Source organism: Streptomyces sp. NPDC059787 (assembly GCF_042732315.1).
Lineage (GTDB): Bacteria > Actinomycetota > Actinomycetes > Streptomycetales > Streptomycetaceae > Streptomyces > Streptomyces atrovirens.
Window position 1 is genome coordinate 1 of the sequence record NZ_JBHWHX010000087.1, and the last position, 11,821, is coordinate 11,821.

An 11,821-nucleotide genomic window follows, 5' to 3' on the forward strand; every position below is an offset into this window, starting at 1 on the left:
GAGAGCGTCATTCGCTGCCTATGGGATGAAGGCCCTCAAAGCGGGTCAGGGGCGAGAGCCGCATATAGGTCTTGACCTGCATAAACGCCCTCTAAAAGAGCGTTTTGTTCCGGCAGGGTTGTTTGGTTCGAGGTTCAGGTGTCGCGCCAGTTCGGGGTGGATTCTCGGGTGAGGCGTCGGCTTATGAGGTCGATCATGGCGACGTGGATCATGGCTTCGGAGCGGTGGGGGTGGGTTTCGTAGTCGCGGGTGAGTCGGCGGTGGTGCATGAGCCGGCCGAAGGTCCGCTCGACGACCCAGCGTCGCGGGATCACCTTGAAGCCTTTGGTTCCGGGGTCGCGTTGGACGACTTCCACGTCGATGCCGAGGCGGGCGCCGTGTTCGATGGCTTTGGTGCGGTAGCCGGTGTCGGCCCAGGCTTTGGTCACGCGGGGGTGGGTGGCGGTGATGTGGGACATCAGGTGCATGCCGCCGGCGTTGTCGGAAACGCTTGCCGCGGTGACCCAGACGGCCAGGAGCAGGCCGAGGGTGTCCACCCCGATATGGCGTTTGCGGCCTGCGATTTTCTTGCCGGCGTCGATGCCCTGGCCGGCCGCCGGCACATTGCTGGAGGTCTTCACGCTCTGTGCGTCCAGCACGCAGGCACTCGGCTCGCCGTTGCGGCCTTCGGCCTGACGGACCAGACGCCGCAGGAGACCGTTGAGCTGGTCGAAGACACCTTCCTTCTGCCAGGCGGCGAAGTAACCGTAGACGGTCTGGTGGGGTGGGAAGTCGTGGGGTAGGTAGCGCCAGGGGATGCCGGTGCGGTCGACGTAGAGGATGGCGTCCATGATGCGACGCAGGTCATGTTCAGGCGGTCGGCCGATGTCGAGACCCTTGTTCCTGCGCTCAGCTCGCCAGGCGGTGAGCGTGGGTCCGATCAGTTCCCAGCGCGCCTCGGAGAGGTCACTGGGATACGGGCGGTGTCGCGTCATGTTTCGGTAGTACCGTCGAGCAGGCCGCCTCCCCAGGGCGCAAACGAGGTCAACCGGGGGCGCGTTGGGATCAAACAGGAGCGAACAGAACGAAACGGATCGTCAAATGACGATACGAATCCCTTGTCTCGCATCAGACGCATCCGCCCCAAAGGCCCCATGCCGGATCGGCTCTCGAATTAACACCAAACAACCCTGCCGGGACAAAACGCTCTTTAAGAGGACGTTCCGGTTGAAGACCGGATAGTTCATGGGTTGTGCCATGTTATGGGCGTTTCGCCTGTCACTCGTTTCGCGAGATTGGAGATCATCGCGAGGCGGATCATGCTCTCGGAATGCGCCGGTTTGGTCTCATAGTCGCGGGCGAGGCGGCGATGCATCATGATCCACCCAAAACTCCGCTCCACGACCCACCGCCGCAGGATGACGGAGAAGCCTTTGACCTGCTCGTTTCGCGGGACGACGTCGACGTCGATGCCTAGGGCGGCACCGTGTTCGATCGCCTTCTTCTTGTAGCCGGTGTCGACCCATGCCTTGCTGATGGTGGGATGGTCGGCGGCGATGCGGGTGAGGAGCTGTATGCCGGCCTCGTTGTCCGAGACGCTGGCGGCGGTCACCATGACCAGCAGTAACAGGCCGAGAGTGTCGCCGGCGACCCAGTCGTTCGCTGGACTCGATGCCTTTGCGGGCGATGCGGACGCCGATGTGCTGGTTGCGCAGCCATTGCCGCAGGTCAGGCAGGTCGTAGGCCTTGTCGGCGTGCAGCCGCTGGGGCCTGAAATGATCGCTGTGGAATTCGTGTCCTATGTGGAAATGGGCCACCATGGGCTTCAGTCCGAGACTGTCGTGGGTGTTGGCCGCGGAGAGCCCGACGCGTAGGGGCAGTCCGTTCGCGTCCGACAGGACATGCATCTTGGAACCGGGCTTACCTCGATCCACGGGGCTCGGACCTGCAAGTTCGCCCCTTTTTTAGCGCGGACGTGAGCGGAGTCGAGGACAGCGCGCGACAGGTCGACGAGGTTCTGGCCGTCCAGGAGCTCGAGTACCTTCTGGTGCAGTCGTCCCCACACACCGGCCCGGGACCAGATGAGAAACCGGCGGTGCACGGTCGACTTCGACGCCCCAAAGCACGGCGGCAACGCCCGCCAGGCACAGCCACTGACCAGCACATAGATGATCGCGGCGAACACCGCCTCGTCATCGATGTTCGCAACCCCGCCGCCCTGCGGCCGCACCCGCGCCGGCGGCAACAGAGGCCTGGCGATCTCCCACAGGCCATCCGGCACAATCCATCCCCACCGCCCGCTCCCCATGACCAGTCCAACGACCAACTGACCATGTAGGACACGGGGTAAGCGGACAGCCACATCCGATCAACTGATCAGCCCGTCAAAGAGACACGCTCTAGCTGTGCAAGGCGACGGTGGCGTAGGCGCTCGAGGGCTCCGGGACTTGCGAGCGATCCAGCGTGCCGAGCCGCGCCAAGCGCCAGACTGGCTCTGGCGGCGAGCCGTCCTGCCAAAACTGGACCGAAACGACCGCTTCCGGGTCCGATCCCTCCAGGTCCAGGAAGAACTGATAGAGGTCGACCCCCTGGTACTGTCCACCGGGCGCCCCGCCGATGATCTCGACCAGGGCCATGTGCAGGTGGGGGGGCACCCCGATGCGCTGGTGCACCGTACCCAGGAAGTCGCCGCGTGAGACCCGTGCCCCGACGAAGACCGAGCCTGGCACGTCGGTCAGGTGGGTGTAGAAGGCGCCCATCATGTCGTTCCCGGAGCGCATGAAGATCTCGGCTCCGTACACCTTCGGCGTGTCTTGCGCCGGATCGTGCGGCTTGAACTTGGTGACGTGGCCGTCGAACGAGGCGTACACCGGCGTGCCCCCGGTGCCGCCGATGTCCATCCCATAGCGGATGTACCAGTTCGAGCCGACATGGCCGCCCTGGCCGGGGCCGCCGTGGCCCTGGGTGAATCCCGAGGGGTCGACCGGGGACGAGACATCGATCGTGAAGGCGCCGCCAGCCCGCACGAGGGCGCGTGGGCGACCGACGTTCCACCCGCCTCCCGGCAGCAGGTCCGAGATCTCGACAGGGATCTCGTCGGAGTTCCACATCAGGCTATCGCCGGGGATGGCGCCCTCGACCTCCTGGATCTTGTTCTGCATGGTGGCCATCTGGAAGTCATCGAGGTCGCCGACCCTGGTCGACACCGAGATCCCCAGGGCTGCCGCAACGGAGTTCGCATAGGCAACCGGATTGTTTCCGTCAGACTCGGGCGCGTACTTCTTGAACGCCTCGAGAATAGAAAGATTCACGTAGAGGTTGCTCCGCAGGAGCTTGGCAATCGCGTACCAGCCGTCGGCCCACGTCGGGAAGATCAGGAAGTTGTGCCAGTTGAACTTTCCTGGATACTGGCCGAAATCGGGGCCGCCGGGTCGCCCGGTGATGTTACCGGGATTGTTGTTCAGCCAGGCGAAGCTGCCCTCGTAGTTGCGCATGTGCGGTCGTCCGCGGGCGATCTCATCCGCATGGACGACGAAGTTGTAGATCTCCTTGCCGTGCCCTCGGTAGTCGTTCGGGTCGCTCGGATTCGAGTCTGGGAACCAATCCGCTCGCGGAATCTTCAGGGCGAAGGAGATCTTATGGTTCCAGTACCACACGTGATCGCCGAGTTCGAGTGCCATCCTTGCCTCCAGTGCGGGATTCAATGTTTATTGAGTCACGAAAAGGCAGCAAAACTTTAGCGGTGCACATCTCGACAACTGGCGCCCGATGCACACCTTCGATTCTCCGCCGCTCTTCTCTCAGCGGCAAGTTGAACCACCTGAGGGTCGGCCCACCTAAGCGTGAACGTACAGGGGAAAAGTCTCTAGAAGCAGCGCGGCTGGCACCCTCGAACCGAGAACTCTCCGGTGGCCTCGCTCATTGCCTGATGTCAGCTTCACCCAGTTACCGCCAGACTAAAAAAGGGTGTCTCATGTGATGAGCCTTGCTAGATGCTTTTAGCAGGTCATGGCCGCCGCGAGTCCGAGGAAGGCCAGGAAGTGGCCTTTCGCTCACGCTACGGCCGGAACCATGCGCACAAAACCGACGAATTTTGCCGCATGCAGGCCACAGCGCCAGGTCGCTCTTCCCTGCCACCGAGAGGGAAAAGACCACAGACGGAAAAAGGACGTGCATTGCAAGAGTCTCCACACTGGCAAGGCGGGCAGCGAACTGCACGTCCTGTCCGACGGGCAGGGCTGCCTCTCGCGCTTGGCGTGTCCGGTGTCAACGTTCACGACAGTCAGGCGCTGCTGCCGCCGGTCCGGCGCGGCCCGCGGGTCACAGGAGCCCTCTCCATACGCAGCCAAGCCTCGGCAGGCAGTCCCAGCCGCGGTCATCAGCGCAAAGCCGTGGACCCGGGTCGCCGACATCGGTTCCGTAATTCCCGCCTGGCTCAGCGTATATGTCGATGACCTTGCCTTCTTCGTCCGGGATAGTTCCCTTAACGACCAGATAGGGCTTGTACAGATCCCAACGGCGTTCGATAGCTCCTTGGACGGGCAGGTTAAGTCGCATCCTGTGCCCTCCCAACGCGGATATGAAGGTGGCGAGGTCGTTGGGGAGGACCTGACCACGCTAGGGGTCCGCCGGATGTGCGCCGACGAGGCAGCAGGTGCTTCACTCGCCGGCGCAGGTACGGTCATTCTCACCCGCCCCATCCCGGTGGTGGCAGGAAGGGGCGAAGGTCCTTAAACCAGTCTTCGAGGGGGACGCCCGCGAGGCTGGCTTCCGCGCCGGTAGCGGTGAGTGCTCCCGTCGGTGTGCCGGTACGGTGGATCGGGGGTGCCTGCTGGGGCATCTGCGGTGCGGGTCGCGCACGGAGCGCGTCTCGGTCGTGGTCGATCATTGTTGTTGTCCTTGCCTTGTTGAGCGGGTACGCCGCTCCTTGCTAAATGGGGATGATCTTGCCGATCCCCTTACCGATCGAGTCGATCCCCTTGCCGATGCTTGAGATCCCGTCGCCGAGCCTCCCGTTGGCTTTGATGCCTGCCGGGGTGCTCAGAGCGCCGGAGGTGGTGTCGATGCGGTCGATCGGGGGTGCCTGCTGAGGCATGTGGAGCCGCGCCCCCTTGGTGAGTGCCTGGCCTGGCTCCGTGTTACTGATCACTGATCTGCTCCTTGTCTGCAGTGAGCTCTTGTAATTCTTGCGTTGCGCTGGTGGCGTGCATCTGCCTGTGGTAGACGCCCACTGCCGGTCGGTCAGAGGTGGACGCCGTAGCGCAGCGCGTAACACATCTGGCGGGCCATTCCCGGTAGCCGGGCGCAGCGTGATGCCGCTGCTTCGATGCCGGCCGTGGGCTGGGTCGGTGGTGCCCAGACATCGCGGTAGACCGGGGGGGACTGCCTTGGGCATGTGCGTCGCGGCCCGGGGGCTGGCTGGCTCATCTTTCAATCCCTCCTGGTGCGATCACTGGCCGAGGAACTGGTGGACTGGGGCGAGGCTGACGGGAAGTTCGTCGCTCACGTCGATCGTGAAGAGGTAAGAGACCTTCGCGCGGCGTTCGTTTTCGGGATCAAAGAAGGTGACGACGACGTCCTGGCAGTCTGACCCAACGCGGCAGTGCGGACTCTTCGAGACGCTGATGCTGTCCAGTGCGTAGAACCGGTCGTCTTGTCCCGGGACGTACTTCGCCGACAGGAGTCCCTCAGCGAACTGCTGGCCTACGAGGAAAGCGTTGGTTCCTGCGTAGTTGAGGGCGCGGTCAGCTGAGGTCTGTCCGAGGTTGCGGAACTGGTAGTAGGCCTTGTCGAGGAACGCGCGCAGGTTTTTCGCAATCTGCCGATCCGCGGGCACCGAGAGGTCACGATTGGTGAAGTCCTCTATCACCTGGGCCGTGACCATGTCGACCAGTGCGCTCTCGGTCCAGGTGTACAGACCCCGGCTCTTGACCTCGACGACTGGGAGAACCTGACCGGAGTAAAGCCGGGTGGTTCGGTTGGTCAACACTCCGGGCACCGATACTCGGGAGACGAACCCCATATCGTCCGGTGGGAGTGCCTGGCCGAGGAGCGCGTCGCGGAGGATCCGGTAGACGGGGGACACGGGCGGGTATGCCAGAGTGGAGATCAGCCGGGCTAGCTCCTCGGCCTGATCGACGTTCTGCTTGGCGAATTGCCGCACTCGCTCCGTGCTCCAGGCTGGGTCGAGGATCGGCTCGGTCCAGTCCATTCCGACCGGTGTCTCCGCCTCCAGCGCGTAGATCGGTGTGCTCTCGATGTTGAGTGTCCAGGTCAGCTTGTCGGAGACCCCCGGGTTCTTCGCCAGGTAGGCATGTAGTTGGGTGGGGTCGTAAGGATTTGGCTGGACCTCTGTCTCCCGGCCGTCCACTGCCTTCCCTGCGACGAAGGGCATCTGCTGGCGGAAACTGTCTCGGCGGGCCTCTGTCTGGAAGTCGACCCCGATCGATCCGATCGCGTATATCAGGGGCCGTGAGCCGTTTCCGTTACACCTGCACTCTGCATCGCCACTCCCCGCACACGCCGGTCGGAGGCCGTGGCCCTCGGGGCCCACAAGAGAAGACCGATCAGGCGGAGAGGGGGTCGGCGCAGGCTTGGCCTGCGGGGCGGCGGCATCGCGCGGTGCGTGTGCGCGGGTACTGTCCATGGGCCCGGCGTCCTCCTTCTGCTGCAAGTCCGGTGTCCCGCTCGGCGGGCGTGCAACGGCAGCGCCGACCGTCGGCTCTGGAGCGACGGTGTCCGCGGATGCCGAATCTGACGGCTCAGGCCGAGACGTGCTCGGCGCCACATCCTCGTGCCCGGGGCTCTCTTGCATCGCGTCGATGGCCTGGCGTTCCACAGTAGGGTCGGGGGTCTCCATAAGCCTTGGGTCCTCCTTGGACGGCATCTGGGGGGTCCCGCTCGGCGGGGGTGTGCCAGCGGCGCTGACCCCCTGCGCCGGGGACAGGTTGTCCGCTGGCTGTGCGTGTGATGGGCCTGGCCAGACGGCAGGCGATCGGGTGTCGTCCGCTGTACGGTTTTCTCGGCCGGTAATGAGGCCAAACGCCTGTGCGGCGTCCAGACGGCCCGCCAGTTGCCGACGGCAGTGCGGCGCGCCGCTGGGGGAGCAGGGCCGAACCGCTGCTGCAGCGACTATGGCCTTACCGGCCGCGTTTGGATCGGCTTCCTGACCGTTACGAAGTTGAGCTGCTACCAGTAGCGCGGCAACTCCCGACACCAAGGGTGCGGCAAAGCTGCTGCCCGTCAGGGCGATGAGCCCGCCCCCGGGAGCGGCACCTACGATGTCCCGGCCCGGGGCCAGGACTGCGTTCGCCCGGTACGAGGCGCCCCAGTTATTGATCTCCAGCGGCTCACCGTCAGTACCCGCTGCGCCGACGGCCAGCACCGACGGGACGGCGGCGGGCACCTGTACACAGTCACACCCGTCGTTGCCGGTGGCCGCGACGACCAGCACCCCTCTGTCCTCACACAGCCGGAGAGCCCGGGAGAGCATCGCCTCAGCCTGCCCGTCTGTGGCCCGCTCCCCGCCGCTGATATTGATGACGTGCGCACCCTCTTGCACTGCGCGCTCGATCGCCCGCGCGAGATCGAGCTGGGGCACCCGGCCTTCCTCGGCGTCCTGGAATACCGGGAGGATAAGACCGGGACACTGAGGGGCGATCCCGGTGACAGGGCTGCCGGGCTGGCCGAACAGCAAGCTGGCCACGTGGGTGCCGTGCATGGACATCGGGCCCCCACCCGCTGGCTCCTGCACGAGGGTGTCGAGCCTTCGCAGGCGGGCTCCCACGAAGCAGGGATGCGACAGGTCTACGGGGCCGTCGAGAACGGCTATGGTCACGTCCGGGCGACCAAGAAGCTCGCCCTGTGACGCCGGAATATCCCGCAGGACCGACCTGGCGTCCATCCGCTCCTCCCTTTCGGTCGAAGACCGACGCAGGCTCGACTACTCCATGCTGCGACGCGTCCGATCTGGCGGTGTGCTAAGCAGGGTTGAACGATGCGTCTCATTACCGTCTTGCGTCCGTATCGGCGTTTTTTTCTCGACCGGGCCGTGACTGGCCATACATCGACGGTTCAGCGTGCTGTTCGGCAGCTAAGACGTGTGGGGAACGTTTGCGCATACCCGATAAGGTCGCTGCGGGACATGTGTCCTAGACGCGGCCGAGGTGCACAAAGCATCGTCGGGCTGCACAGTGTTGATGTGTCTCGAAATGGTGCATACCTGAAGCTCCTGGGCGCTTTCGAATTCAAATGTGCAGGGCGCAGCGCGGCCCTCCCATTGGGGGCGAAGCGCCTGCTGGCGTTTCTGGCACTGCACAGGGACGGCGTGCCGCGGACCACGGTTGCTGGGCAACTGTGGGCCGACTGCACGCCGTCCCGGGCCAGAGCGAACCTGAGGACTGCCCTCTACTACAGCCGGCAGCTCGGTTCTGTGGCCGCGGTGGACAGCGCCGACCAGCGCCTGGGACTCGCACCCTGGCTCGGTGTCGACGTCCACGACGCGTGGGAGACTGCGCGGCAGATCAACGGCTCATCCACTCGGTTGCCTGCTGCAACTGCGGAGCTGATCGACAGTCTGAGCCGGGAGCTTCTGCCCGACTGGTCCGAGGAATGGCTGGCACTGGCGCGGGACCGTTGGGACCAGGTGCGCCTGCACACCCTTGAGAGCCTGGGCCAGCGCCTTAAGGAGGCAGGTGAATACCTTCCCGCGCTCGAGACTGCACTGACCGCGGTAGCCATCGACCCCATCCGGGAGACCGCACACCGGCTCCTCGTCGAGATACACCTGGCAGAGGGGAATGTTGCCAGCGCGCTCATGCGCTACCAGCAGTATCGGAGACTCTTGCTACGGGAACTCAATGTCGCTCCCTCTCCGCGGATGACACAGCTCGTACAGGACTTGATGTCTGCCTGAAGCGTGTTGCAGAAGGCCACGACGGCCCGGCGCTGTCCCGGACACTTCTGTCGCAGGCGTGTCGGCGGCCAGTAGAAAATCCCCAGGTACAGCCGGCTCGATACCCCATGTGGCCGTCACACTCAGTAGCCTCGGTACTGGCTCGCGGACCTGGCGCCTGAATGGGGTTGTGATCGTGGCACGTACCTGGCTGTCCGTCCGGGTGGGGTTGGTCTCCGGGCACGGTGCGGACCTGTGGCCGCGCCCCAGCCGCGTCTTCGCCGCCGCGCGCTTGCACTCCTTCGCCCAGTCCGCCACGGCGCCATCGATCTCGCCTTCGGCCGCTGGGACCTGGATCACCTGCACCTGTTCGCGTTGGCCGACAGCGCCAGGGTCAGCCCCTGGACTGGTGGGACGACGAGGCCCCGGACGGCACCGTGGACGGCGGCCGCGAGGTCGTCGGCGTCATGGTCGGCGACAGCGAGACCGAAGCCTTCTGGACCCAGTTCCTGCGCCACCTGCGCGAACGCGGACTGAGCGGCGTCCGCCTGGTCATCTCCGACAGCCACAACGGCCTGGTCAAAGCAATCCGCAAGGTCATGCTCGGCGCCGCCTGGCAAAGGTGTCGTGTTCATTGAAGCCGTAAGGAAATAACACGTTGCTTCGCGAGGACGCGTTCGTTGGTCTGGTATGCGAATATCCGACGAGGCCCGTGTCCTGCTGACCCGGCGGTTCGAGGTCCTGCTCCCGCACCTGAACGAACGGCAGCGCCGTCTCGCCCTGGCCACCGAGGCCCGGCTGCTGGGCCATGGTGGTGTGAGGCTCGTGGCGAGAGCTGCCGGGGTCAGCGAGACTACGGTTCGCAGAGGTGTTTTCGAACTCGAAGGCGGCACCGGATCGCTGCCAGAAGGCCGTGTCCGGCAGGCGGGCGGCGGGAGAATGCGCGTCGAGGACGTGGACCGCGAGCTCGTCCCCGCGCTGTTGGCGCTGGTGGAGCCGGATGAACGGGGCGATCCGATGTCTCCGCTGCGCTGGACGACCAAGTCGCTGCGCAACCTCGCGGAAGAACTGACTCGGCAGGGGCATCCGGTCTCCGCTCCGACCGTCGGCCGGTTACTGAAGGAGCAGGGCTTCAGCCTGCAGGCCAGCGCCAAGACCCTGGAGGGGAAACAGCACCCCGACCGCGATGCGCAGTTCCGCTATCTCAACGAGCAGGTCAAGGAACATCAGTCCGCCGGACAGCCGGTGATCAGCATCGATGCCAAGAAGAAGGAACAGCTGGGGCAGTTACCCAATCCCGGCCGGCAGTGGCGACCGGCAGGTGATCCAGTACAGGTGGAGGACCACAGCTTCTACTTCATCGGCCCCGACGTCGACGTGGCGATCCCCTTCGGCATCTACGACCTGGCCAACGACAGCGGCTGGGTGAACGTCGGTACCGACCACGACACCTCCGTGTTCGCCGTCGAGTCAATTCGCCGCTGGTGGCAGGCGCGCGGACGGGCGGACTACCCGGATGCCAACCGCTTGTTGATCACTGCGGACTGCGGAGGGTCCAACAGTTACCGCTACCGGTTATGGAAGGCCGAACTCGCCGCCTTCGCCACCCAGACGGGTCTCACCGTGACTGTCTGTCACTTCCCACCGGGCACCTCGAAGGTCGGGTAGCCGGAGGGATTCGCACCCTCCGGCTCCCACAGATCCGTACGTGACGATCTCTCGTCATACGGCTCTTGTCGTCCTGATCACCAGGCCAGGGAGGGGGAACTGACCCACCTCCACTGCGCGAACATCCCCGGGCGGCGCTTGGCTGCCCTCTGGAAGGCCGCGATGGCCTTCCTCATCGCGCGAAACCGTCTGTACTTGTTGCGGAGCCAGCGCACCAGGTAGGCGTTGATACGCATCAAGAGTGGATACAGGGCCGATCGGTAGAACCGGCCGTAGTACTGCATCCAGCCCGCGACGATCGGATTGATCCGCTGCGCGAGTTCTTCCACGGTGAGGTTGACCCGCCGATGGAGCCGCCAGGAGCGGATCTCCTCGCCGAGTCGTTTGAGGGCGTCCCTGCTGACCGCGGGGCGGAACGACCATCTGATGCGGCCGTTCTTGTCCCGCATTTGGCGCTGCTGGAACGTGAACCCCAGAAACGTGAACGCCGTGTGCTCGTACGAGCCACGCCGCAACCCGTCCCGGCAGTACACGATCCGGGTCTTGGCCGGGTGCAGACGCAGCCCGACCTCGGCCATCCTGTCCGAGAGCGCGGCCAGCACCTGACGGGCCTGGCGCTCGGTGACGCAGTGCACGACCGCATCGTCCGCATAGCGTTCGAACGAGACAGCAGGGAACTCCCGAGCCATCCAGACGTCGAACGCGTAGTGCAGGAACAGGTTCGCCAAAACGGGAGAAACCGGAGCGCCTTGCGGCGTCCCGCACCCCCGTTCCAGCAAGGTGCCGTCGGGCATCTTGAGCGGGGCAGCAAGCCACCGTCGCACATACAACTTCACCCAAACGGCGTCGGTGTGCGCTTCCACCGCCTTGACTAGGAGGTCCCAGGGCACGCTGTCGAAGAACTGGGAGATGTCGAATTCAACTACCCAGTCCCGTTTCCAGCTGCGCTCCCGGCACTTCTCCACGGCGTCCAAGGCGGACCGTCCAGGCCGGTATCCGAAGCTGTCCGGATGGAAGATAGGATCCACCCGCCGCACCAAATGCCGAGCCACGACGGTCTGAGCCACACGATCGGCGACAGCTGGAATCCCGAGGATTCTTTCGCCGCCGCCATGCGGCTTGGGAATGGCCAAAGCACGCACCGGAGGAGGAAAGTAGGAGCCCGACGACATCCGGTTCCAGACCCTGAGCCTTTTCCATCTTGATCAGGTGGCAAGTTCGAGGGCGACGACGGCACGGACGACGGCGGTGATCCGGGTGGTGCTGCAACGGAGCCTCCGC

The 11,821-nt window shown here is 64.8% G+C and carries 5 protein-coding genes and 6 pseudogenes; 3 read left to right on the forward strand and 8 right to left on the reverse strand.

The genetic code is table 11. From position 1 onward, the window contains the following. Nucleotides 1-134: 134 nt before the first annotated feature. The 7 genes and pseudogenes from ACFV5H_RS37075 to ACFV5H_RS37105 form a co-directional block, all read right to left on the reverse strand. Nucleotides 135-974 (reverse strand): IS5 family transposase, encoded by an 840-nt coding sequence (locus ACFV5H_RS37075; RefSeq protein WP_385199106.1) that lies wholly within the window; start codon nucleotides 972-974, stop codon nucleotides 135-137. A 248-nt stretch (nucleotides 975-1,222) separates the two neighbouring features. Continuing rightward, a pseudogene (locus ACFV5H_RS37080) lies at nucleotides 1,223-1,621 on the reverse strand (transposase); the annotation flags it as partial. Beyond that, nucleotides 1,620-2,287, reverse strand: a pseudogene (locus tag ACFV5H_RS37085) (IS5 family transposase); the annotation flags it as partial. The pseudogenes ACFV5H_RS37085 and ACFV5H_RS37080, both read right to left, overlap by 2 nt. A 91-nt stretch (nucleotides 2,288-2,378) precedes the next feature. After that, entirely contained in the window at nucleotides 2,379-3,659 is a 1,281-nt protein-coding gene (locus ACFV5H_RS37090; RefSeq protein ID WP_385199107.1) for a peptidoglycan DD-metalloendopeptidase family protein, read from the reverse strand. A gap of 1,250 nt (nucleotides 3,660-4,909) precedes the next feature. After that, the gene (locus ACFV5H_RS37095; RefSeq protein ID WP_385199108.1) at nucleotides 4,910-5,128 is read right to left on the reverse strand and encodes a hypothetical protein; all 219 of its coding nucleotides are present in this window, start codon (nucleotides 5,126-5,128) and stop codon (nucleotides 4,910-4,912) included. A gap of 300 nt (nucleotides 5,129-5,428) precedes the next feature. After that, on the reverse strand, nucleotides 5,429-6,838 hold the full coding sequence (locus tag ACFV5H_RS37100; protein ID WP_385199111.1) for a hypothetical protein: 1,410 nt from the start codon (nucleotides 6,836-6,838) through the stop codon (nucleotides 5,429-5,431). A gap of 360 nt (nucleotides 6,839-7,198) precedes the next feature. Beyond that, nucleotides 7,199-7,882, reverse strand: a pseudogene (locus ACFV5H_RS37105) (S8 family serine peptidase); the annotation flags it as partial. Nucleotides 7,883-8,179: 297 nt separating this feature from the next. Between ACFV5H_RS37105 and ACFV5H_RS37110 the strand changes: the two are divergent. The 3 genes and pseudogenes from ACFV5H_RS37110 to ACFV5H_RS37120 all read left to right on the forward strand — a co-directional run. Then, nucleotides 8,180-8,893, forward strand: a complete 714-nt coding sequence (locus ACFV5H_RS37110) for a BTAD domain-containing putative transcriptional regulator (RefSeq protein WP_385199109.1) — start codon at nucleotides 8,180-8,182, stop codon at nucleotides 8,891-8,893. 419 nt (nucleotides 8,894-9,312) lie between these two features. Beyond that, a pseudogene (locus ACFV5H_RS37115) lies at nucleotides 9,313-9,507 on the forward strand (transposase); the annotation flags it as partial. Nucleotides 9,508-9,562: 55 nt separating this feature from the next. Continuing rightward, nucleotides 9,563-10,531 (forward strand): annotated as a pseudogene (locus ACFV5H_RS37120) (ISAzo13 family transposase); the annotation flags it as partial. Nucleotides 10,532-10,617: 86 nt separating this feature from the next. Here ACFV5H_RS37120 and ltrA read toward each other — a convergent pair. After that, nucleotides 10,618-11,715: pseudogene (ltrA, locus tag ACFV5H_RS37125) on the reverse strand (group II intron reverse transcriptase/maturase); the annotation flags it as partial. Nucleotides 11,716-11,821: the final 106 nt, after the last annotated feature.